Genomic DNA, 24,861 nt, shown 5'->3' with positions numbered 1-24,861 from the left:
TCAAGCGTTTATTTCCATTCAGTTTTGAAGCCGTTTTCGCCGTACTGATTGGGTGTGCAATGCCTTAGTTAGCGCCGCGCTCCGTGTCAGTGAGGCGGCATTATAGGGAGGTTTGAGATCTTGGCAAGGGCTTTATTGCGGTTTTTTATCTAAAACAGGTTGTTCGTTCATTTTTCACACGAAACGCTGTTAAAGCGAACCAAAACGCTTTGAGAATTGCTTCACACGGTCCCAGTTGGTGTATTCCACCTCTTTACTAGAATCCGTTTCGCCGCCAGTCATCTTCATAATGAATTGAATCATGATGCGATCGAACAACCGGTAGCGCGGGTAATAGAGTGCACCAGCGAATACATCTATTGTTTCTGGCTGCCACGGCGATAACTTGAGAAACTTCTGTACGTAGACACTTCCTTCTGGCGTGTCCTTTCCTGGCTTTCTCGCCGTGAGGTTTACACAGAAAAATGCAGCGTTAGAAGCTTTCAATGCAGAAAAATTATTATCAATAAAGCGGTAAAGCTTCTTATTAAAGTGCCCGTAGCGAATAGATGCGCCAATAAGTACCTTATCGTAATCCGCCAAATTCACATTTGGTATCTCATGCAAGTCCACCAGCTCACACTGATAGTCACCCGCTAATTCCTTTTCGATAAAGTGCAGGATCTTAACCGTCTGCCCTTCGCGGCTTGAATGAAGAAGAAGTGCCTTTTTCATATAAATTCCTATTAAACGCTAGCTGCGCCAAAATGTAGGGGTAAAGAGGACCAGTAACGTAAATACTTCAAGTCGCCCAAACAGCATCGACACAATCAAGACCCATTTAGCACTGCTATTCACATCACCAAAATGAACAGCTACCTCACCCAGACCCGGCCCCAAGTTATTCAATGTTGCTGCAACCGCGGAGAAAGCGGTTAATTCATCCATCCCCGTCGCAATCAATGCCAACATACAAAGCACAAACACCAATGCATAAGCGGAAAAGAATCCCCAAACAGCATCTACAACTTGTTGCGGCAGAGCCTTGCTTCCCACTTTAATGGTGTAAACCGCGCGAGGGTGAACCAATCGCTTTAATTCTCGAGACCCCTGAAGGGATAAAAGCAGAATACGGATTACCTTCATTCCACCTCCAGTAGAACCGGCGCATCCTCCAATAAAAGAGGAAAACAGAAGTAACACAGGGAGGAATAGTGGCCACTCAGCGAAACTGGTCGTGGTATATCCCGCGGTCGTTGAGATAGACACGGTCTGGAAAATAGCTTGGTTAAACGCCTCAAACTCTGAGTCATAGGTCCCATGATCCATCAACATACCAAAAACAATCGCCAGTAAGATGATTTGGATAGCAACAAAGACCCTAAATTCAGGGTCTTTAAAATAGAAGCCAGGATGTAGCTTACCGCTGGCAAACGCCGCAAAGTGCAAAGAGAAATTACATGCAGATATAAAGAGGAAGAAAACAGTAATGAAGTTGATTGCTGAGCTATTGAAGTAGCCCATACTCGCATCGTGTGTTGAGAAACCGCCAATAGCCACCGTCGAGAAACTATGACTAATGGCATCAAATACCGACATACCGGCCAACCAATAGGCCGCAGCACACGATATCGTGAGCGCCAGATAGATATACCAGAGCGCCTTTGCTGTTTCAGCGATACGCGGCGTCATTTTACTGTCTTTAACTGGCCCAGGAATTTCAGCCCGATAAAGCTGCATGCCACCAATACCCAGCACAGGCAAAATAGCCACTGCCAGCACAATGATACCCATACCACCAAACCATTGCAGAAGCTGACGATAAAAGAGTACAGCTTTTGGCAAATCATCAAGGCCGACAATGACCGTCGCCCCCGTGGTTGTCAGTCCTGAGAAGGATTCAAAGAAAGCATCGGTCACAGACATATTGGGCTGCTCAGAGAGCATAAAGGGAATGGAACCCGCACTACCGATAACTGTCCAGAATAGAACAACAATAAGAAAGCCATCTCGAGCTTTTAGTTCATGCCGATAGCCTCTGTTTGGAAACCACAGCGAACCACCACCAGCAAGAAGTAGGAAGAAAGTGAGAACAAAAGGAAAACCTTCGCCATCACGATAGATAAATGCCACCACTGCTGGCGCCAGCATGGTGATACTAAATAGTGCCAGGAGAAGCCCGACGATTCGGATAATTGAACGAAATTGCATAGCCTAAGAGGGCTCAATCCTTGTATTCAGGTGTAGACCTGAATCATGAGTTATTATTTAGCCCGGCCACACTTACCTGACCACGAGTACGATTTACAATCTCACTCGCCATCTGATCGGCACTCCGTGCATCCACTTCCACTGTCATCAACACATTATGGCTGAATTCAGTACTAACCTGAACCGCGTTATGGGATGCCAATATAGATTCAATCAAGGCAATGTGAGTGTATTCACAGCTTAGTGTGAACTGAACCGTAATTGCCTTTTCATTTGTTGTCAGTATTGCGAGGGCTTGTTGAACCCCTCCGCCGTACGCTTTAACCAGCCCACCAGTACCTAACCTGATCCCACCATAATAGCGCGTAACCACTGCGGTGATCTCGCCAACTCCACTTCCTGTGAGCTGTGCAAGGATAGGTTTCCCCGCCGTTCCAGAGGGTTCACCATCATCACTAAACCCCCAACACATCGAATCTTCAGGACGACTTGCGACAAACGCCCAGCAGTTATGACGCGCATCGCCATGTTTGGCTTTAATTTCTGCCACAAAGGATTTTGCACTTTCAATGCCCGAGGTATGTGCAAGATAAGTGATAAAGCGGCTTTTTTTTATTTCCTCTTCCGACACCACCGCACTCGCAGGGATCAGATAAGGGGTGATATTCATTTCAAAGACCTATCATTGAAAAGGCGCGGGATTTTAACACAGTAACGTCCTTTCATTGCTAACTGCTTTTGTAGGACACCATACCCTCTCACGCGAGATGAGATATAGATCAAACACAAAATTCAAACAATCGTTTAACATTTTATTTGCCTTTTCGATTGGTGCGGCTCAGACTAGTGAAAGCTGGTCTTACCAGATCGAATCCCTACTTAACGGTAAACCAAATACCAGACGCAGAGCTGGCAATACGGAGATAGAACATGATTTACCAAGGTGACACTCTGTCCGTACGCTATCTGGAAGATGGCATCGCGGAACTCAACCTCGACGCACCAGGTTCCGTCAATAAGTTTGATCGTGCGACGCTAAAAAGCCTAGCGGATGCACTAAGCGCACTCGAATCAGAAACAGATGTACGTGGTCTTTTGCTGACATCCGCCAAGTCGACCTTCGTTGTCGGTGCAGACATCACTGAGTTCTTGGACATGTTTTCAAGCCCTGACGAAGATCTAGCACAATGGATTGCTGATGCAAACAGTGTCTTCTCAAGAATCGAAGATCTTCCCTTCCCGACCGTTTCTGTTATCGCCGGTTTTGCACTTGGCGGCGGTTGTGAATGTATCTTGTCGACAGATTTCCGTATCGCCGATACCACGGCGTGTATTGGTCTGCCTGAAACCAAGCTAGGCATCATCCCAGGATTTGGTGGCACCGTTCGTATGCCACGCCTCGTTGGTGCCGATACCGCCATGGAACTCATCACGGCAGGTAAAGAAAGCAAAGCCCCTGCTGCTCTCAAACTAGGCTTGGTTGATGCAGTCACCGCACCTGATGATTTACGTGATGCAGCTATACGACTCATTACACAAGCCATTGACGGCAAGCTCGATTGGGAAAAACGCCGCGAACAGAAAAAAGCGCCGCTTCAGCTTAACAAAATGGAAGCAACCATGAGCTTCACCATGGCGAAAGGTATGGTGGCGCGAGTTGCAGGCGCGCATTATCCCGCCCCAATGGCCGCCGTCCTTGCGATAGAAGAAGCATCCCGCGCAAATCGCGACGAAGCGCTACTGATTGAAAGCAAACACTTCGTCAAACTCGTAAAAGGTCCTGTAACCCAAGCTTTGGTTGGCCTGTTCCTTAACGACCAATTCCTAAAGTCTAAAGCCAAAAAAGCGGCGAAAGAAGGGAAAGAGACTCATCACGCCGCCGTATTGGGCGCGGGCATCATGGGTGGCGGCATTGCTTACCAATCCGCAAGTCGTGGCGTTCCGGTATTGATGAAAGACATTAGTCAATCATCGCTGGAGATGGGCATGAAGGAAGCCTCAAAACTACTCAACAAACAGCTAGAGCGTGGCCGTATTAATGGTTCAAAAATGGCAGACGTTCTTGCTTCTATTACGCCTAGCCTGCATTACGCGGGTATTGAGCAAGCTGACGTCATCGTAGAAGCTGTGGTCGAAAACCCGACAATCAAAGCCGCCGTCTTAAGTGAAGTTGAAAGCTTGATCAGCGAAGATGCCGTACTCACGTCGAACACCTCTACCATTCCTATCGATTTGCTCGCCAAATCGTTAAAGCGTCCAGAGAACTTCTGCGGTATGCACTTCTTCAACCCCGTTCACCGCATGCCGTTGGTCGAAGTGATTCGCGGGAAAGACACGTCAGACGAAACCGTTTCTCGCGTTGTTGCTTACGCTGCCAAAATGGGCAAGAGCCCAGTCGTTGTTAACGATTGTCCGGGCTTCTTCGTCAACCGTGTACTGTTTCCGTACTTTGCCGGTTTTAGCTTATTGCTTCGTGATGGCGCTGACTTCACCAAGATAGATAAAGTGATGGAGAAGAAATTCGGTTGGCCAATGGGACCGGCATACCTGTTGGATGTGGTAGGCATTGATACCGCTCACCATGCCCAAGCGGTAATGGCAGAGGGTTTCCCAACGCGTATGGCGAAAGATTATCGCGACGGCGTTGACGTCATGTTCGAGCAACAACGTTTTGGGCAGAAAAACGGATTGGGTTTCTATCAATACTCGATAGATCGAAAAGGTAAACCAAAGAAAGACGTGGACGCGGAAGTATCGCCGTTGCTGTCTACCGTGGTTGGCAAAAACACAGATTATAGCGATGAAGAAATCATCAATCGCATGATGGTGCCCATGATCAATGAAGTCGTTCGCTGCCTAGAAGAAGGTATCATTGCCACTCCACAAGAAGCAGATATGGCACTGGTCTATGGCTTAGGTTTCCCTCCATTCCGTGGTGGTGTTTTCCGCTATCTGGATACGATTGGATTGGCAAATTACGTCGCAATGGCAGACAAACTGGCAGACCTTGGTCCGGCCTATGAAATACCACAAGGCCTTCGCGATAAAGCGACCCAAGGCGAAGGGTATTACGATGCCCAACGACAGTCAGCCTAACCCATACGGATCAAGATTAAGAGGGAAACACCATGAAAAACGTCGTGATTGTCGATTGTATTCGAACCCCAATGGGTCGCTCAAAAGGCGGCGCATACCGTAATGTTCGTGCGGAAGATTTATCTGCGCACCTAATGCAATCTCTTCTAGCCCGAAACCCACAACTCGACCCCACCGAGATTGAAGACATCTATTGGGGTTGTGTGCAACAAACCCTAGAGCAAGGTTTCAACATTGCTCGAAATGCTGCGCTGCTGGCAGGCATTCCGCATTCGGTTGCCGCAACAACCGTCAATCGTCTTTGTGGTTCATCCATGCAAGCCCTGCATGATGCCACACGTGCCATCATGGTCGGTGATGCCAATGTTTGCTTGATTGGTGGTGTTGAACATATGGGTCATGTCCCAATGACCCACGGTGTTGATTTCCATCCAGGGATGTCAAAGTCCGTTGCCAAAGCCGCAGGCATGATGGGTTTGACTGCAGAAATGCTTGGCCGCATTCATGGCATTAGCCGCGAGCAGCAAGATGCGTTCGCCGCACGTTCACATCGACGTGCTTATGCAGCCACACTCGAAGGCCGCTTTAAAAATGAAATCATGCCGACCGAAGGCCATGATGACAAAGGCGGTTTGATTCTGATGGAAAACGACGAAGTTATCCGCCCTGAGACCACGGTTGAAACCCTTTCGGGTCTGCGCCCAGTGTTTGATCCGGTAAATGGTACCGTCACAGCAGGTACATCTTCGGCTCTATCAGACGGCGCTGCCGCCATGTTGGTGATGAGCGAAGAGAGAGCCAAGGCACTCGGTTTGCCAATTCGTGCACGTATTCGCTCAATGGCAGTCGCTGGTTGCGATCCGTCTATCATGGGATACGGTCCTGTTCCTGCTAGCCACAAAGCATTAAAGCGTGCTGGTGTAACCATTGACGATATCGGCATGGTTGAACTAAACGAAGCCTTTGCTGCGCAATCATTGCCATGTGCCAAAGATCTCGGCCTACTCGACAAGGTCGATGAGAAAGTGAACCTCAATGGCGGTGCCATTGCGCTCGGTCACCCGCTCGGCTGCTCTGGGGCGCGGATCTCGACTACGCTTATCAATCTAATGGAACACAATGATGTAGAAATGGGCCTTGCGACCATGTGCATCGGTTTGGGTCAAGGCATCGCGACTGTTTTCGAACGCGTCTAAACGCCACCCTCACCAAACACAAAAAGCCGGGGAAATTTCTCCGGCTTTTCTATTTCTCATTCGGTCTTTTTGTTATATATGCACTGAACGCATAAATAAGATGAGTTAGTTTCATTATTTTCATGGCCTATTTGGTTCTACACTGTAGGCATATTGATAACCTTCTATTTTTCTTCCCCTTTCCGGAGGACTCGCCATGTTTAAGGCACTTGTACTAGAGCAAGCAGACAAAGTTACCACCGCATCGATTCAACAACTTGATGTCAGTCAACTACCTGAAGGCGACGTGCTTATCGACGTCGACTATTCATCGCTGAACTACAAAGATGGCCTTGCGATCACAGGTAAAGGGCGAATCGTCCGCGATTTCCCTATGGTGCCAGGCGTTGATCTAACCGGCACTGTTGCCGAATCATCAGACACTCGCTATACCGTCGGTCAAAAAGTCGTTCTCACCGGATGGGGTGTAGGTGAAGGCCATTGGGGCGGAATGGCGCAGAAAGCGCGTTTAAATGCTGATTGGTTGGTGCCTCTTCCAGAAGCATTGTCTGGCGATCAAGCCATGAAAATTGGTACAGCAGGCCTTACTGCCATGTTGTGTGTTCAAGCCCTTCAAGATGCCGGTATTACACCTGAAAAAGGTGAGATATTGGTAACTGGCGCAAGTGGTGGCGTAGGCTCAGTTGCTGTTACTCTGCTTGGCGTACTTGGTTATCAAGTAGCGGCAGTAACAGGTCGTGCTAGTGAAAACGGTGAGTGGCTGAAATCACTAGGTGCATCACGCATTGCAGAACGCAGTGAGTTTGATGAACCAGCTCGTCCGCTGGAAAAACAACTATGGGCAGGTGCCATTGATACCGTCGGAAGCAAGATGCTGGCAAAAGTATTGGCGCAAACTCACTATGACGGCGCTGTTGCAGCTTGTGGTTTGGCAGGCGGCTTCGATCTCCCTACAACCGTGATGCCATTCATTCTACGTGGTGTAAAACTGTTGGGTGTGGACTCGGTTAACGCACCATATGAGCGTCGCCAAAAAGCATGGAAGCGCATCGCCGAATTGCTTCCAGCAAGTTATTACGACCAAGGCTGCCGCGAAATTTCACTCGAAGAAGTTGCAGAGGCAGCAGAAGCGATCACCCTCGGTCAGATCACCGGACGCGTCGTGATTAAGCTTTAAAGCTATATCACCATGATTTTAGAGCGAGCAAGTCTCGCTCTTTTAATACCTTTCAGATATTTGCCTAGTACTTCAGCACCCATTTTATTGACACTTTCATTTATAACCAACAACAACACTAGAACATCCGGCACTTTCTTAATGTAATATTATTCATACGTTCATATATATTCTCGGCACACCTCCAAGAAAACTCACCCACCATTCAAACACACTACAACTTTACTACGCCACACAAAATAAAAGGTTAATTTACCTGCAGCCTATTGAAGATAAGAATTTATAAATAAAAAAGCATAAAAATCAAACAGTAAGATATAAATAACAAGCATCACCTCCAAGAAACGCATCAATTCAAGTATCACCACGCCTCCCTTAAAACAAAAAAGTCATTACTTTGTCGTATTACGACAATTATTTGACTCATATAGAATCCTACGCCAACAAGAGCTCTTAATTATCATTATAAGAACTCGTATTTTTATTATTTTCAGGGATGAAAAAGAATGAACATTAGTATTTTTGGCATGGGCTATGTGGGAGCGGTTTGCTCTGCATGCTTAGCAAAACGTGGGAATAAAATTGTAGGTGTCGATATTTCGCAGCAAAAGGTATCAATGATTGCCAGTGGAAAATCACCAATCGTTGAGGAAGGTTTGAATGAACTTCTTTCAGATGGGGTTAAGAAAGGCTTCATTTCAGCAACAACGGATTACCGCGATGCCATAAAAAACACCGATATTTCCATGGTCTGTGTTCCAACGCCAAGCATGAAAAACGGTAACCTAAATACAGATTTTATTGCTGAAGTTTGCCAAGAAATTGGCTCAGCGATCAAAGATAAAGACACACGTCATACTGTGATTATTCGAAGTACTGTATTGCCGGGAACTGTTGCTGAGATTGTCATTCCAGCTCTTGAAAAATACTCAGGCAAAACCGCAGGTAAAGATTTCGGCGTTGGCGTAAACCCAGAGTTTCTTCGCGAAAGCACGGCAATCTTCGATTATGACAACCCTCCTATGACCGTTGTTGGTGTATACGATGAGACAACGGGACAAATCTTGGAAGAGCTTTACAGCGATCTCGACGCTCCGTTTATTTGTGAAGACATCTCTGTAGCAGAAATGATCAAATATAGCTGTAACGTTTGGCATGCTCTAAAAGTTAGTTTTGCAAACGAAATTGGCAGCATTGCCAAATCTGTCAACGTTGACGGTCGCCGCGTTATGAACGTGGTATGTGAAGATAAGAAACTTAATCTTTCGAGCTATTACATGAAGCCTGGCTTTGCTTTCGGTGGATCTTGCCTGCCAAAAGACGTCAGAGCACTTAGCTATCGCGCTAAACAACTTGATGTTGAAACGCCTGTTATTTCGTCCATTATGCAAAGTAATGACGCACATATTGAACGCGCTTTTAACTTAGTAGAAAACACGAAAGCCAAGAAAGTCGCCATGCTTGGGTTGAGCTTTAAAGCTGGTACAGATGATCTTCGTGAAAGCCCATTTGTTATCCTCGCCGAAAAACTAATTGGTAAAGGTTACGACCTCTCAATTTTAGATAGAAATGTAAAATATGCATCAGTTCATGGTTCTAACAAAGAATACATAAACAATCATATCCCGCATATTTCGTCACTTTTAGAAGATGCTCCGGTAGCAGCTATCACAGAAGCCGAGCTAGTGTTGCTATGTAACGGAGATGAAGCCCACAAAAGCATCCTCAGCGATCTATCACCTTCAACCAAGGTTATAGACCTTCACGGCTTTATGGCCGAAGCCTCTGACGAGCAACATCAAGGGATCTGTTGGTAATATCTCAGATGAAGATAATCAAAGATCTTACAGGCTGGCTATTTCTATTTTCATTTATATTGGGGCTAGCCAGCCTCATGCCTTCTTCTATTTTTGATACTGAGCATCAAGACTTCTTGCTCTTTATTGGAGCAATAGGCATTTGGCGCTATAGCATTGGTTTTATCCATTTCATTCGTGGGTGGATATTTCTATATCTCGTTTTTCCTATTCAGCGTCGCAAGGCAAAAAAGTCTCTATCGAACAGCCCTCCTTCACATATTTATTTGATGGTGACAAGCTTTCGAATTGACGCACTAACGACAGCAAAAGTATATCGGTCGATCATCGAAGAAGCGATTGCATCTAAACACCCCACAACCATTGTTGCCTCAATTGTCGAACAATCTGATGAGCAAATAATGACGGCGCTCTGGGAAGATCTTTCCCCGCCCAAAGATCGTGTTTCTCTAAGAATGGTCAGAATACCTGGAACAGGAAAGCGTGATGGTTTGGCGCATGGGTTCAGAGCGATCTCTCGTGATATTCCAGACGAAACAGCGCTAGTCGCAGTCGTTGATGGAGATACCATTTTACAACCAGGTTGTGTAAAGAAATCAATTGGTTACTTTACCCTCTACCCCAATGTCGGCGCTTTAACAACCAACGAAGTTTGCGAAGTCGAAGGCTCCTATTGGATGAGTCAGTGGCATAAACTTCGCTTTGCGCAACGTCATATTTCTATGTGCTCTATGGCGTTATCTAAGCGTGTTCTGACTATGACTGGGCGAATGTCCATGTTCAGAGCAAGCGTAGTGACATCGCACCATTTTATTGATGATGTTGAAAATGATCACCTCAAACACTGGCGCCTAGGTACGTTCAAATTCCTGACAGGTGATGATAAATCAAGTTGGTTTAGCTTAATGAAACAAGGCTGGGACACCTACTACGTTCCAGACGCAATCATTGAGACGGTTGAGCACCCACCGAACAAGAGTTTCATCAAATCAGCAAAGCAGTTGATGTTTCGCTGGTACGGCAACAACTTGAGACAAAACACTCGGGCAACTTCATTAGGTGCAAAACGGTTGGGGCTATTCACCTACTACGTTGTTTTGGACCAGCGTATTTCAATGTGGACAAGTATTTTGGGATTAAGTGCATCAATTTATGCGGCGTTTAAATACCACATTGGCTACCTCTTTATCTACATCCTGTGGATCGCAATCACACGCACGTTTATCACGCTGCTATTGCTAACGTCAGGACACAAGATAGGACCAAGCTACCCCATGATGTTGTATTTCAACCAAATCTTCGGGTCAATAATCAAAATATACGTTGTTTTCAGACTACATCGCCAATCATGGACCCGACAAAATACAGCCATAAATCAAGGTGGCACCTCTTTTCAAGCCCGTTTTAACAAGTGGTCAACCCGAGTCGCAACATTCTCAGCTGTGAGCATTTTTGCCGCAGTCATTGTCACGCTCGTGTAACGCTTAAACGACAAAAAATCAATTATTGAATAACTTCTTTTAGGAAATAGACATGGCAGTTGATCAACCCGAACTGGTACACGAAACAGAAGTTCAGCGCAGACATGCACGAGTAAGAATTCCAGCTTCAATTATTCTGGACAATAGCAACGAAAAAACGTTCGAGTTGGACAATCTATCAGCAAGTGGTTTTGGTGTTGCTGATCAAGAGGCTAATTTTCTGCCCGACCAAATTTACTCAGGGCGTCTAAATTTCGACTTTCTCGATTTCAGTTTTAATGTTCCCGTTCGCTTCAGTGTGGTCAACGACATTGGTAATGGACGCATTGGTTGTGAATTCCAGGATCTAGGTAGACGTGAAATATCGACTATCCGCCTCATCATCACCAAATACTTATCTGGTGAAGTGATTCAGGCCGGCGATCTCCTATCCACGATTAATCGCGACAATTATGCAAAGCCGCGAAAAAGTACTGTTCAATCATCGCTATCGGGAGCCGATAAACTCAAAGGTATCTTTGGTACATTGCTGTTCTTCATGATTGGACTAACTGCATTCACTTACGTAGCCGTCAACCTATACAACGTTTATTTGGTTGATAACTCCACAGCCGCACAAGTAACACTGCCCTACGACCAAATATACATGCCGAGAGAGGGCCGTGTATTTAGTCAGGTTCAGCCTGGTCAAGAAGTTAAGGCAGGAGATGTAATAGCCACGATCGAGTCCCCACTTTACGACCTTATGGAACCTATGTTGCTCAGAAAAGACCTTTCTACTGAGCGACTCACTGAAGTGCTACAGCAAAAGATGTATGTAGACATTGAAAGTCCTTGTAATTGCCGCGTGTTTGAACGCCTCTTTACAGAAGGACAGTTTGTTAGCAAATCAAAACCCATGTTTAGCCTTTCTCCGAAAGACTCACAACCTCTGATTCAAGCAAGCTTCCCGTATGAAAGCATTGAAGCTGTAGATCTTGGTCAGCAACTTGATTTTACTCTGGCCGGCAGCGATTCAGTTCAACAAGGTTCAGTGACCAACATCGAAATGTTTATCAATGATACTGGCGCGGGTTTTGTGACAGTTGAACTCACCCCTGATAACCGCATTGAAGATAAGCGACTCAAACAGCCTGTTCTCGTCAGCACCCATCAGATCAACGTATCTGAGCTATTAACTAAGGCTTTTAGCTGGGCTGGAGAATAACTGTGCAACTGGGCCTGAAAGCAAGCATCGTTTTGTCACTACTCTTTCTCTCTGGATGTGTCATTGACGACGCAACCAGAGCAAATTACCAGTATGAGCAAGGGGAAACCGCCGAAGGAAAAAGCGTGCTAGAAAGGCTCGCTGACGACGGATACCACGATGCTAAATTGCACCTCGCTCGTATCTATTCAACTGAAATGAATACGGACGCCGCAGCGTACTGGTATCAAGCAGCCAGTGAAGCTTACCCATACGCTGCGCTTGAATATGCTCGATGGCAGGTCAATATCGCCGACGCAGAACAAGCAGCAATGCTATATGACCAGCTTTGGCACCGCCAACATACTCAAGGTGATGCGCTTGCACTACTGGTTGCCTTATATCGTAAGCATTACACCATGTTTGACTCAAAGGAATTAGTGCCTCTTATCGAGAAACTTATTGCTGAGAAAGAGACCTCTCTAGCCATTAAGTATTCTGTGGCCGTTTCAAATGTCAGCCCTTTATATTCGAAACTTATTCAATATTGTGACGAAAATAATTTTGACGATGACACGACATTTTCCTGCTTGAAGCTGAAATTGATCAACGCACATGCACTCAATGACTACGAAAAAATGAAGGTTATAAGGGCAGAATTGCTCGAAGCCTATCAATCGCAATACATGAGCGGAGAAAGTATCAATGAGATAGCAAATATTGCGAAAAACAGACGTTATGGAGTCTCCAATATCCCTCTGTATATTTCTCTTGCTGAAATCTCGGGTACTGATGATCCAGACGTTTGGTACGACGTTGCAAAGCGCAAAATCCAAGCACCAGACGGTGAAGATAATGATTTAGCCAAGTTGCTCGAGCAAGCAAATCAACTCACAGAGCATGGGCATCAATATCCACACCTTATTTTGGCCGAATCCTACTCTCGAGGGATAGCAACAACGCAAAGCTACTCAAAAGCGATTGAGCATTGGATAAAAGCCAGTGAAATCCCGAAAGCACAGCGTCTGCTTGGAGAAACCTATGTATCGGGTGCAATGGGTGAAACTCATCAGCAACTCGGTATCAATTGGCTACTAAGTGCTGCAAGAAATGGCGATGCGCAGGCCTATTTAAAACTTGCTGAAGTATTCAAAGAAGGCAATGGCATCCATCCCGATGCTTCAGCAGCGGGTGTTTTTGCCTCTCTGCATTTCGAGCTCACTCAGTCCCAAAAAAGTCAGCAAATGCTCGAAGAGCTAACACCTCATTTACCTATGGATATCTCAGATCGTATCGAAGCGGAAAAGCTCGCTAGCTATCAGAACATTTATGGTGTCAGCAAGGAAGTCTCGCCATGAAAAAAATAACATTCGCATTACTCGTCTGCGTAATGACCACGCCAGCCTACGCACAACTTGAACATCGATTAAAAACCAGTGCGGAGAATCGATCCACCAGCGGTAGCAACAGTACAAGAGAGACGGATGCATACCAGGCTGAATATACGGCCAGTTATCAGACCAACATCGATCCTGTTCATACCACTTTTGTTCAAGCAAGTGCCATTGTGACGAACAGTTCGGTGGCACTGAACTCGCTTGACGACGATATCGTCAATCAAACGCCCAAAGACGAAGATCACTTCATTCTGAGATTACGAGAAGCATGGTGGCAAATCGCTCAACAAAGCGGGCTCAGCAAGGATGTGATTACCCTTGGTCTCTATCGCGTGAGAATGTCTCCATACTGGATTGACGATGAAATTGAATCGATTTCTTGGCAAGTCAATACCACGAAAACAGCGTGGCAGATGGGACTAGGTGAACAGTTGAGTAGCTATAACACCTCAACAACACTTAACGATCAAGACAAAGGCAAGCTCGTTTTGTGGGGGCAAGCAGAGCATGACTGGGCACCGTACCACTCACTGCACATTAACTCCCTCTTTGTTACTCAACATACCAATGTCAACACTAATGACATTTCCAATGCCTACCTAGGACCATTGAATGGCGACTATTTGTGGCTTGGCATTGGCGGCAGTCACAATTGGCTAGCGCTGGACGATCCCACTAGTCGTACCGGGTATCACTTTGAAGTAACAGCATTACTCGGTGATGGCGATATATTCAACAACGAAAAAGACATGTGGCAAAACGAAAACACCAGTGCCATGTCAGTACTTGCAGGTCTTCGCTTTCAGCCTAGCGCTCACGATTGGTTCTTGGGCTCCACTATTGCCTATGCATCAGGAAGTGAAGATGGAAAAAGCACATTTTTTCAATCGGGATATGAATCGAATAAAGGGACATATCTAGGGACACGCGATCAAGCTTACCAATTCAACTATGCGCTCAATGCCAGTTTATCCAACTTAGTCACAGCATCGCTTTTTTCCGCTTATCAGATAGATGAAGCATGGAGCGTCAATGGTGCCGCTTCCTCATATGTTCGCGCCGATAATACCGCTCCCGCTTATCGAAGAAGTCGCGCGTTGGAAACAAACCAAGGTGACAAAGATATTGGCACGGGCCTTGATTTGGAAGCCACCTACCGAGCCAAACACTTTTTCAGCTTAAACAATAGAGTTAGAGCAAAGTTCAGGGCTTCGCGTTTCATCGTGGGTGATGCTCTAGAAAATTACGACGACGAAACACGTATACACCTTGAATTAATGATGGAGCTATAGCTGAAACCATGTCGAAATTAATTGCTTGCATTGCATCAGCCTTATGTTGTTTAGGCTTCATTACACCCACATACGCCAATTATGACGTTGAGGTGAAACCGTACAAACAGCGTGGTTACCCCGCACTTCCTGACGTTTCTCAGTACACAGAAGCTTTCTTCTACGATCATTTAGCGAAATGGACTCACAAAGCGGATGTCACTTTAGAGCGACTACCTGAGCAGCATCTGATTCGAAGATATCGCCTGGTTAACGATATGCAAGCACAAGCAAAAGCACAAGGCGGCATACCAGAAGTACTGGTTGTAAGCGATGGCATTGCGACATTACAAGATATTTCAAGTCGTTACCCTAACGCTCTCGTACATAAAAGCAAGGAAGGTAAAGACATTTACCTGGCTAAGTTCCCGATCTTAGTAAAAGGTAGCGCCGCCATTTTGGTGTCAAAAAACCAGGAGTTACGACTTTCAGAAGAAAGGCACACCTTTCTGGTTGGCGGCGGGGAATTCTTCGTACTGTCCGGTGCGGTTAAGTCTTGGCGAGAAAGCACACAAACCCCCTCTTATTGGACCGGAGACAAAGACGCTTATCGCGCGTTTTATACAGGCTGGAATGGGTCGAGAACGTATTTTTACGATTCTACATTTGAAAGTCTTGGCTATTGGAATGTCAAAGCCTATGGCGTAACACTCACTTCAACAAGCCTAAGCGTGAATGAACGCACGTCTATGCCTTGGATTAAGGACGACATTGCCACGGGTGTTTTGATGAAAAATAAATTCATCGATGTTTACTATGGTTTCTACTGCTACAAAGCCCAAGACGTCGTTATTTTAGAAAACGAATACATCAAAAACATCGTCTATGGCATTGACCCACATGACTACTCAGAGCGACTCATTATTGCCAGAAACCGAACGTGGGGAACATTGATAAAGCACGGCATTATTATTTCTCGAGAGGTCAATAACAGCTTCATTTTTGAAAATGTCAGTTATGACAACACCCGCTCGGGCATCATGCTTGATCGAACTTCACTGAACAATGTGATTGCTAAAAACACCGCATATAACAATGGTGGAGATGGGCTAACCGTTCAGGAAAGCAACTACAACCTTGTCTGGGATAATCTTTTTTATAATAACAAGCAACATGGCATCAATGTCCGAAACAGCCAGCATGTTCGACTCTATGACAATACCGTTTTTGCAAACGGAGGGGCAGGAATTTACGGGCATGTTAACAACTTAGCAGATCACACTCATCGTAAACTTTATCTCGATCCTTTCGAAACAAAGGTCTCCATTGATGTTCGAGGCGGTAAGCTGATAGCTAATGCAGGTGGTGCCATCAACGTCAGCGAATTTGAATACGCCAAAATAGCGGAGGTTGCGCTTGGAGACAATGGTGAAAAACCGGGCCAGCCATTTAAAGGAGATTTAACTCCATATAACCGCCAAATACTGAACAGCCATCGTGCTGGTCATTACTTAAAACTGAACAGCAAAAATGGAGTTAACTGATCGATGGTTTTTTCATCAGTTTTTTTCCTATTTTTCTTTCTGCCAATATTTCTGGCGATTTATTACATAACTCCAACTAAACACCGCTCTTGGATTATCTTATTAGGTAGCTATGCGTTTTATGCATGGTGGCGAGTTGATTTTTTGGCGCTTTTTATCGGCGTTACGCTTTGGAACTACCTTTTTGGAATACACATCGCCCGAGCAAAGTATTGTAGAAATGCCAAGCAAGCTCGAGCCAAAAAGCTATTGCTGATTGCTGTGATGGGTAATTTACTCACGCTTGGCTACTTCAAATATGCCGATTTTGGCATCAAAAACTTCAATCTAATGCTTGATCAACTTGGCGCTAGTCCGCTTCCCTTGGCTGATATCATCCTGCCAATAGGTATTTCATTTTATACCTTTCAAGCCATCAGCTACGTGGTTGACGTCTATCGAGGCGACTCGCCGCCAACACGTAAGTTGGTCGATTTTGCGGCTTTTATAGCACTGTTTCCGCAACTGATTGCCGGGCCAGTATTACGATACAAAGATATCGCAGATCAATTTGAGAGTCGTCAACACAACTTTCAAATATTCAGTGAAGGTGTGGTCTTGTTCATGATTGGCTTCGCCAAGAAAGTACTGATCGCTGACTCCGTGGCACCGATTGCCGATGCTGCATTTCAAGCCAGTAACGTTTCCTTTTTAGACGCTTGGTTGGGCGCCATTGCATATAGCATTCAGCTCTATTTCGATTTCTCGGGATACAGTGACATGGCTTGTGGACTAGGATTGATGATGGGCTTCCGTTTTATCAAAAACTTTGACCACCCTTATGTCAGTCTAAGTATCACTGAATTTTGGCGCCGATGGCACATTAGTCTATCGACGTGGTTGCGGGATTATCTCTACATACCACTAGGTGGTAACCGCAATGGCAAATTAGGCACCTACCGAAATCTCTTTTTGACCATGCTGCTAGGTGGTCTGTGGCACGGGGCAAACTGGACATTCGTCTTTTGGGGGGCGCTGCATGGCACAGCCCTAGCTATCGAGAAAATGCTCTCTGCCACCAATCCACTCTCCTTAAAGCTACCTCGTTACTTAATCACAATGTTTATCGTTGTTATTGGCTGGGTCGCTTTCAGGGCGGAAGATCTCTCTGTCGCCATTGTTTTCTATGAAAGTATGTTTGGTTTCGCGCAATACCATTCCGATGCGTCAGCCCTTAGCGATGTCTCTCTGCGCGCCTTTGCTTTCCTGCTTATAGCACTGGCAATCATTGTTGTTGAAAACATAAAACGACACCAATGGTCTGCAGCCAAACTGCCGGTTATGCACTTTGCACGACCACTTCTTCTGGTGCCTGTATTCGTATTGGCGGTGAGCAAACTGGTTGCTTCCAGTTACTCACCTTTCCTGTACTTTCAGTTTTAGGGGAAATATATGGACCGTTACATCCAAACAACAAGCGCACTCCTAGTGGCAGTATTTGTTGTTGTCATTACCTTTTGGAATGCTAAAGAGCTGAACTGGGATACCGAACAGCACCCAATTCTAAATGGTACCCAAGCAAGAGAGCTCGAATCACAGTTTGAGCAATCATTAGTAATATCTGATTGGGCCAAAGGGCTTTGGGCCGCAATTGATTATTCACTATTCAAAGAGGGCTACAGCGGCGTTGTTGTAGGGAGCGAGGGCTGGCTATTCAGTGCTGAAGAGTATTTTGTTCCTGAAAAAAAACACGCAAAATTGGAAAGCAACTTGTTGTTTGTAACAAACATCAGTAAACAATTTCAAGCGTCCGGTATTACACTAAAAGTGGCTTTAATTCCCGAAAAAGCAGAAATATATGCCGAATATGCGCCAATACAGCCCCTACGCAGACAAGGGCTTAGAGAAGAAATTTATGCGACTCTAAGACAGGGTAACCTTGACGTTATTGATTTATTCGAAACGTTAAAAGCCCTAAAACATGAGCAGCAACTCTTCCTAAAAACAGACACACACTGGACCCCATACGGAGCGAAAGCGGCTGCAAACATCATAGCGCAAACGCTTCCACAGTATGACGTCGTTGACTTTAATACTACCGCGTCCAAACCAACCTCCTTTCGAGGCGACCTGTTCAACTTTATTCCTGTCGCCCCTTATTTCAATAACTTTGGTCCAACACCCGACACTCTGGTGGCTTACTCAACAGAACCCTCTGCACTCGAAGATGAAGATCTTCTTTTTGCACCAATTGCAGAGCCAAGCATTGCCCTTATTGGCACCAGTTACAGCGCGAATACAAATTGGAATTTTCCCGGTTTCCTGCGTGATGCTGCCAAACAGGAGGTTCTCGATCTATCGACAGAAGGCCAAGGTCCATTCACGCCAATGGAAGATTTCATTTCGGACAGTGATTTCAATAATAACAATATTAAAACTGTCATCTGGGAAATACCGATTCGCTATTTTGAATCAAATAATTTTTATGCCAAAAGCCAAGGGAATGGTTAATGAAAAATTTTAAAGCAGGTTTAATAACTCTATTCGTATTCGTATTAGCCCCATATTCCAATGCCGATGATGGAGCGCTTTATGACAAAAAGCCATCCAAAGATTCGAGTTTCGTCAGACTAATTAATGTTGAAAATCATACTCGAACCGTAAAAGCTGACAGCCAAAAGATCGCAAGCGCGACACCTGGCGAAGTGACCAAATATGCACCAATAGATAAAGGGACTTATACCTTTGAAGTTGGTGAATTCAATGTAAAGGTTAACGTGCCTGAAAAAAGTAAACTGTCATTCTTCGTGAAGGATAACAAGCTTAACCACATCATCCAGCCAAGAAATAACAGCAAACGCGCTGCAACTATTTCGCTCTTCAATTTATCTGACGCGCTTGTATCCTTAGAAGCGGGTAAATCGAGGAAAGCAGTCTTAAAAGATATTGAGTTGAGCAGTGTTAAATCTCGCTCAGTTAACCCAATGAAACTTTCCTTTCACGTCAGTGATAATGCAAGCACCTCTTTGCAAACCCCCTCAGTTACCCTAAAAAGGGGTATCGACAGTGACATTGTCATCTATAACGGACTGATGAGCAAAGCGCTCGTATTAGCTGAAAGTGAGTGGTAACTATGAAACGTTCGATTATATTTCTCGTACTGGCCCTGATGAGTCTTGGCGTAAAAGCAGTACCCGAATATCCAATATCTATCGTTACATCAGTGTGCAGCGAAGCCACCATTAGAGCTAATTTTCCACAAGCGTTGGCAACAGCAGCCTTCCCACTTGTCCTAGATGATGATGGCTGGATGAGTGGCGGCTCTCGAGAGCTCAGTCATGGTTTTGTTGAATCTGATTTAAAAGATTTAGAGCGACTACTAAAAGCCATAAAAAGCCAAGGTACATCATATGTTTACTTTGCACTGGCTCCCCCTCGCACCTTGGAAAAAGGAAAGCTAATTCATGGAGAATACAGCAACCGCGAGACGCTGAAAAATGCTTATCTTTCTCTTTTGAGTCGGCTAAATGATGTTGGTTTTTTAACATCTGATTTATCAAAGGATATGAATACAGCAAGCCCTTCATTTTACTTCAAACGTGATACCCATTGGCGCCCAGAAGGAGCTAAGATTTCAGCAAAAAACATTTCTGATGCCTTATCAGAAAATAAAATATTAAATGACATTCCACTGCATTCAGTAGAATCATTTATAAATGGTTATAACATTCAATCATCTGATTTTTTCAATCAGGTCATGCAAGATATTTGTGGTTACAAGCTTCCTACAGAGCACGCACCTAATTACGAATCAACACCGGATGTCGATGCGGATATTTTTGGCGATTCGCTAACCCCTGACATTTCCCTAATAGGAACAAGCTACTCTGAAAATGAAAACTATCATTTTGCCAACTTCCTAAGAGGTTACCTTCAACGTGACATAGTTAATCATTCAATTTCAGGTGGCGGGGAGTATGGCGCTTGGTTTAATTTCTTTTCAAATAAATCAGAAGACTCTACTCCGCCTAAAATCATCATTTGGGAACTCCCTTCATACAGCCACCCTGCTCGATATAAGCACCTTCGTCAGATAATCCCACTGGTCAACAATGGCTGTCAGACTAGTGAATCCATTGCGGAAATAACTGACACTGTTACTGAAAAAGGAAAGAAAGAGTTCATTTTTGACCCCGCACTATTTGGCTTCAAAGCGTCTGAATTAGTGATGGATATCCAGTCTGATGATCCACAAGCTACTTCGTTATCATTCCGAGTGTGGTTTGATTCTGGGTTTTATTACGACTTCACGATCGATGTGATTGACGCTGATACTGCAGACGGCCGCTTTGTGTTCGAGCTAGCCAATAAGGAATGGGATTATCGAGGCAATATTCTTGCGATTGACCTGTTATCAGCGACTTACTCATCAACCTCAACACCCTTATCTCTCACTGGCAATGTCTGCCTGAATGCGTTTAGGGGCTAGTGATGAAAATAACCAACTATTTCATCTCTGCCATTGCTTGTTTGTTTATCTTACAAGGGTGCGCTTCTACCAAGAGTGAAGAGATCACTGCTCCGCCACAGTACACGATGACAGTATCACTGAAGATCGCCGAGAGAAATTGCCAGGCGATTCCCCCATATAAAAATGCGCTGGTGTTCAACAGCAAATATAACCCAAAAGAAAAGAGCAAAAGTACCGTTGTCGCGGGGCTTGAAAAGCAATATGAAGCGAGTACTGCATACATTAATCAATTTGCGTTTCGTATTGTTAAGCTGAGTGATTCATTGATCAAAAACCCGCGCTCTGGCGATCTGAACTGTTACCTGTCTTTGCTTTCTGATTGGGCACAGCACAGCTCACTTGCAAACAGTGAGTCCATTAACCATGTGGGTAAAGCTGTAAGGAAATGGACCCTAGCAGCCATTTCAAGCTCATACTTAAAGGTATCGTTAAGTCATCAATCGGCTATTCCCCCAGTAACTGACCAGCAAATTAAAGCTTGGATATCAGTGCTGGCCTATCAGGTTAAACAAGACTATTCGAACAGAAAACCAACCCAGATAAACAATCATGACTACTGGGCGGGTTGGTCTGTTATGGCTTCCGCTGCTGTTCTCAATGATCGCGTACTTTATCAATGGGCAGAAGATGTCTTTGTCTATGCAGCAAAGCAAATTGATCAACAAGGCTTGCTACCTAACGAGCTTAAACGAGAGAAACGAGCTGCGGCCTACCACAACTATGCCATGCAGCCACTAGCCATGCTTGGACTATTCGTGTCTGAAAACAACCCCCAACTATTTAATCAGCATCGCGACAGCATTGAACGGCTAACGAGCAATTTGTTTCGTCATGCGCTTGGGGATTCCGTATTCGAAATCAAATCAGGGTTTGTTCAAGTAGAGGACGAAATAACCATTAAAGGTCGCTCAGCTTGGCTCGCGCCTTATTTAACCTATTCACCATCGCAAGAAAGTGACATTAAAGCAGTAATGGCACTTTCATCGAATTTCCGCTCAACGAGACTTGGCGGCGATCTTGGATATCTATTTATCACATCAAACTCAAACCATAAGTAAGGGAATAACCATGGTTCCAGTAATTTTGTCAGGTGGCAGTGGCTCGAGGATGTGGCCGCTTTCGCGCAAAGATTTTCCAAAGCAGTTTTTAAGTTTGGTGAGTGATCACACCTTACTGCAAGACACCGTGTTGCGCCTTCCTCAAGGAGCCGCAGAATCGCCGATCTTTATCTGTAGCGAAGACCATCGCTTCATTGTCAAAGACCAGTTAGCCGATATTCATTGTAAAGCACGATCGGTATTGCTTGAGCCAATAGGCAGAAACACTGCGCCAGCCGTTGCCCTTGCCGCTCTAGAGCTTGAGAGTATGGGGCTTGGTGATGAGTTGATGCTGGTTCTTCCCGCTGACCATGTTATTCGGGATAAAAATAAATTCCACCGTGCACTAGAGGCCGCCGAACAACAAGCCAAAGCAGGAAAATTGGTGCTGTTTGGCATTGAGCCAACAGGACCCGAAACAGGATATGGCTATGTGAAGTCAGGTGAAGCGTTAAATCATGGTTCATTCGAAGTAGACAGGTTTGTCGAAAAGCCAGATGCACGCACAGCTATCGGGTATCTAAAGTCAGGTGGCTATTACTGGAATAGTGGCATGTTCCTGTTCAAAGTCAGCACTGTCCTTAAAGAACTTCAGACACACACACCCGATATTATTGAACACTGCCAAGAGGCGATTAATACCAAGTTCAAAGATCTCGATTTTTACAAAATCGATGAATATGTATTTAGTCGCTGCCCGGACATTTCTATCGACTATGCCGTTATGGAGAAAACCCAAGACGCCGTCATCGTGCCTCTCAACGCAGGTTGGAATGACGTGGGTAGCTGGTCAGCACTGTGGGAAGAACGCAATGATATTCGCGACGATGCTGGGAACGTTTATCAGGGAGATGTGATCGGCGAACACAACATCGATTGCTTAGTAAAATCGAGTCACCGACTCGTCAATGTCAACGGTTTGAAAGATACCATCGTCATCGAAACCAAAGACGCCGTTATGGTTTCTCATAGAGACTACGTCCAGGATATAAAGCAAGTCGTCGACCAGCTCAAGAATGAGTCTAGAAATGAAGGAAGTCGTCATACCAAGAGTTACAAACCTTGGGGGTCAAATGACAGCATCGATAATGGTAACCGCTACAAGGTAGAAAAACTCACCATTAACCCAGGGGAGAGCCTTTCTCTTCACCGTCATTATCATCGAGCAGAACACTGGATTGTCGTGAAAGGCAGCGCTGTCGTTACTGTAGATGCAAACTCATTTGTGATGACTGAAAACCAATCAACCTTTATTCCGCCGGCGACTTACCACCGATTAACCAACAACGGTCAAATCCCGTTGGAACTAATAGAAATCCAGACGGGATCATACCTTGGTGACAACGATATCGAACGGGTAGAAGATCACTATGGAAGAACCACGACTGAAATGCAGGAAGCGCGCTTGCTACAGCCAACTCAATTTTTCCAAGCTGTAAAGTAACTGAATTCATTAGGGATAGATGAATATGACCAAATTAACGTGCTTTAAAGCCTATGACATTAGAGGAAAATTGGGTGAATCACTCAATGAGGACGTAGCGTATAGAATTGGCAGAGCGTTCGCACAACAACTCGGTGCAAAGAAGGTTGTTGTTGGTGCTGACATTCGCGAATCAAGCAATGCACTAAAAGCAGCTCTTACAGAGGGCCTTACTGACGGTGGGGCTAATGTTGTTGATATTGGCTTGGCTGGCACGGAAGAAGTCTACTTTGCCACGCCCTTCTTTGATGCTTGTGGCGGTATTGAGATTACAGCATCCCACAACCCAATCGACTATAACGGGATGAAACTGGTAGGCCGAGATAGCAAACCTATCAGCGGGGACTCGGGTTTATTCGATATTAAACTACTCGCCGAAAACAATGATTTCGCCGTTGTTACCCATAAGGGCACCGTCGAATACAAAGATACAAAACCAGATTTTTCTAAGTTTCTGCTTCGTTTTCTGAATATTGATGCCATGACACCCAAACGCGTCGTAATCAACCCTGGAAATGGCACAGCTGGACCATTGCTCGATGTGTTGGAAGCATCATTAAAAGCACAAAATGTCCCGGTCGAATTCATTAAGGTCCATTTCGAACCTGATGGCACTTTCCCCAATGGCATCCCAAACCCCCTTCTAATGGAAAATCGTTCAGCAACCAGCGATGCCGTCATTGCGAATAATGCTGACTTTGGTATTGCATGGGACGGTGACTTTGACAGGTGCTTTCTTTTTGATGAACAAGGCAGTTTCATTGAGGGTTATTACATTGTCGGCTTGCTTGCTGAAGCATTCCTGTCATCCAACCCGAACAGCAAAATCATTCATGACCCAAGATTGACTTGGAACACCATTGATATTGTTCAGTCCAACGGTGGTATTCCTATCCAATCAAAAACCGGACATGCATTCATTAAGGAAAGAATGAGGCTGGAAGATGCCATTTACGGCGGTGAAATGAGCGCTCATCACTACTTTAGAGATTTCTATTACTGCGATAGTGGAATGATTCCATGGTTGCTGACACTAAACCTCCTTTGTAAAAGCAACACATCTCTATCTAACTTGGTCAGTGACCGCGTCAACGCATTTCCAGCATCTGGAGAAATCAACTTAACGTTGAATAACGCGTCTAAAAAACTTGCCGCTATCGCGGAGCACTTCGAAAGAGACGGTTTTCACATAGATAAAACAGATGGGATTAGTGTGGACTTGGGAGAGTGGCGTTTTAACCTAAGGACATCCAATACAGAACCCTTGGTTAGACTAAATGTTGAAAGTAAAAATGACATACCGCTGATGAAAAACATGACAGATTCATTAATTAAAATGATAAAAAACTCGTAAAAAAAACATATATATCAAATAATTGTGGAGTGTCTACAAAGGCAATGATATTCACTATATTT

General features: G+C 45.0%; 19 protein-coding genes. 16 read left to right on the top strand and 3 right to left on the bottom strand.

Annotated elements, in window-relative coordinates; genetic code table 11:
- Positions 1-189 precede the first annotated feature (189 nt).
- The 3 genes from hemG to ACED36_RS19505 are packed head-to-tail and all read right to left on the bottom strand — an operon-like array spanning position 190 to position 2,860.
- The gene (hemG, locus tag ACED36_RS19515; protein ID WP_017005044.1) at positions 190-714 is read right to left on the bottom strand and encodes a menaquinone-dependent protoporphyrinogen IX dehydrogenase; all 525 of its coding nucleotides are present in this window, start codon (positions 712-714) and stop codon (positions 190-192) included.
- Positions 715-732: 18 nt separating this feature from the next.
- On the bottom strand, positions 733-2,190 hold the full coding sequence (locus tag ACED36_RS19510; protein WP_016961772.1) for a TrkH family potassium uptake protein: 1,458 nt from the start codon (positions 2,188-2,190) through the stop codon (positions 733-735).
- Positions 2,191-2,233: 43 nt separating this feature from the next.
- The gene (locus tag ACED36_RS19505; RefSeq protein ID WP_016961773.1) at positions 2,234-2,860 is read right to left on the bottom strand and encodes a YigZ family protein; all 627 of its coding nucleotides are present in this window, start codon (positions 2,858-2,860) and stop codon (positions 2,234-2,236) included.
- A 260-nt stretch (positions 2,861-3,120) separates the two neighbouring features.
- Between ACED36_RS19505 and fadB the strand changes: the two genes are divergently transcribed.
- The 16 genes from fadB (at position 3,121) to ACED36_RS19425 (ending at position 24,799) form a co-directional block, all read left to right on the top strand.
- Positions 3,121-5,286 carry a fatty acid oxidation complex subunit alpha FadB gene (gene fadB, locus ACED36_RS19500; protein WP_371733721.1) on the top strand — a complete coding sequence of 722 codons (2,166 nt, stop codon included), beginning with the start codon at positions 3,121-3,123 and terminating at the stop codon, positions 5,284-5,286.
- A gap of 32 nt (positions 5,287-5,318) precedes the next feature.
- Positions 5,319-6,482 carry an acetyl-CoA C-acyltransferase FadA gene (fadA, locus tag ACED36_RS19495; protein ID WP_371733720.1) on the top strand — a complete coding sequence of 388 codons (1,164 nt, stop codon included), beginning with the start codon at positions 5,319-5,321 and terminating at the stop codon, positions 6,480-6,482.
- A 196-nt stretch (positions 6,483-6,678) separates the two neighbouring features.
- Entirely contained in the window at positions 6,679-7,659 is a 981-nt protein-coding gene (locus tag ACED36_RS19490; RefSeq protein ID WP_016961776.1) for an MDR family oxidoreductase, read from the top strand.
- A 506-nt stretch (positions 7,660-8,165) separates the two neighbouring features.
- The gene (locus tag ACED36_RS19485; RefSeq protein WP_371733719.1) at positions 8,166-9,476 is read left to right on the top strand and encodes a nucleotide sugar dehydrogenase; all 1,311 of its coding nucleotides are present in this window, start codon (positions 8,166-8,168) and stop codon (positions 9,474-9,476) included.
- A gap of 8 nt (positions 9,477-9,484) precedes the next feature.
- Positions 9,485-10,957: a glycosyltransferase family 2 protein gene (locus ACED36_RS19480; protein WP_371733718.1), complete on the top strand. Its 1,473-nt coding sequence runs from the start codon at positions 9,485-9,487 to the stop codon at positions 10,955-10,957.
- 52 nt (positions 10,958-11,009) lie between these two features.
- Entirely contained in the window at positions 11,010-12,164 is a 1,155-nt protein-coding gene (locus ACED36_RS19475; RefSeq protein ID WP_016961779.1) for an HlyD family efflux transporter periplasmic adaptor subunit, read from the top strand.
- Between the two features lie 2 nt (positions 12,165-12,166).
- The gene (locus ACED36_RS19470) at positions 12,167-13,501 is read left to right on the top strand and encodes a sel1 repeat family protein (RefSeq protein WP_016961780.1); all 1,335 of its coding nucleotides are present in this window, start codon (positions 12,167-12,169) and stop codon (positions 13,499-13,501) included.
- Positions 13,498-14,832: an alginate export family protein gene (locus ACED36_RS19465; RefSeq protein ID WP_371733717.1), complete on the top strand. Its 1,335-nt coding sequence runs from the start codon at positions 13,498-13,500 to the stop codon at positions 14,830-14,832. The genes ACED36_RS19470 and ACED36_RS19465 overlap by 4 nt, the downstream gene beginning before the upstream one ends.
- Positions 14,833-14,840: 8 nt before the next feature.
- Positions 14,841-16,355 (top strand): right-handed parallel beta-helix repeat-containing protein, encoded by a 1,515-nt coding sequence (locus tag ACED36_RS19460; RefSeq protein WP_016961782.1) that lies wholly within the window; start codon positions 14,841-14,843, stop codon positions 16,353-16,355.
- Positions 16,356-16,619: 264 nt separating this feature from the next.
- The gene (locus ACED36_RS19455) at positions 16,620-17,777 is read left to right on the top strand and encodes an MBOAT family protein (RefSeq protein ID WP_241823359.1); all 1,158 of its coding nucleotides are present in this window, start codon (positions 16,620-16,622) and stop codon (positions 17,775-17,777) included.
- Between the two features lie 9 nt (positions 17,778-17,786).
- Positions 17,787-18,845, top strand: a complete 1,059-nt coding sequence (locus ACED36_RS19450) for a hypothetical protein (RefSeq protein ID WP_371733716.1) — start codon at positions 17,787-17,789, stop codon at positions 18,843-18,845.
- Positions 18,845-19,465 (top strand): alginate O-acetyltransferase AlgF, encoded by a 621-nt coding sequence (locus ACED36_RS19445; protein ID WP_371733715.1) that lies wholly within the window; start codon positions 18,845-18,847, stop codon positions 19,463-19,465. The genes ACED36_RS19450 and ACED36_RS19445 overlap by 1 nt, the downstream gene beginning before the upstream one ends.
- 2 nt (positions 19,466-19,467) lie before the next feature.
- Positions 19,468-20,823: an alginate biosynthesis protein AlgX gene (locus ACED36_RS19440; RefSeq protein WP_371733714.1), complete on the top strand. Its 1,356-nt coding sequence runs from the start codon at positions 19,468-19,470 to the stop codon at positions 20,821-20,823.
- Positions 20,824-20,825: 2 nt separating this feature from the next.
- Positions 20,826-21,923 (top strand): alginate lyase family protein, encoded by a 1,098-nt coding sequence (locus ACED36_RS19435; protein WP_371733713.1) that lies wholly within the window; start codon positions 20,826-20,828, stop codon positions 21,921-21,923.
- A 10-nt stretch (positions 21,924-21,933) separates the two neighbouring features.
- On the top strand, positions 21,934-23,406 hold the full coding sequence (locus ACED36_RS19430) for a mannose-1-phosphate guanylyltransferase/mannose-6-phosphate isomerase (RefSeq protein WP_371733712.1): 1,473 nt from the start codon (positions 21,934-21,936) through the stop codon (positions 23,404-23,406).
- A 25-nt stretch (positions 23,407-23,431) separates the two neighbouring features.
- Complete coding sequence (locus tag ACED36_RS19425; protein ID WP_371733711.1) at positions 23,432-24,799, top strand: phosphomannomutase CpsG; 1,368 nt, start codon at positions 23,432-23,434, stop codon at positions 24,797-24,799.
- Positions 24,800-24,861: the final 62 nt, after the last annotated feature.

This window comes from Enterovibrio sp. FF113 (genome assembly GCF_041439165.1).
GTDB lineage: Bacteria > Pseudomonadota > Gammaproteobacteria > Enterobacterales > Vibrionaceae > Enterovibrio > Enterovibrio norvegicus_A.
The sequence above is the reverse complement of the archived record's forward strand: the minus strand, read 5'-3'. Positions and strand labels throughout refer to the sequence as shown.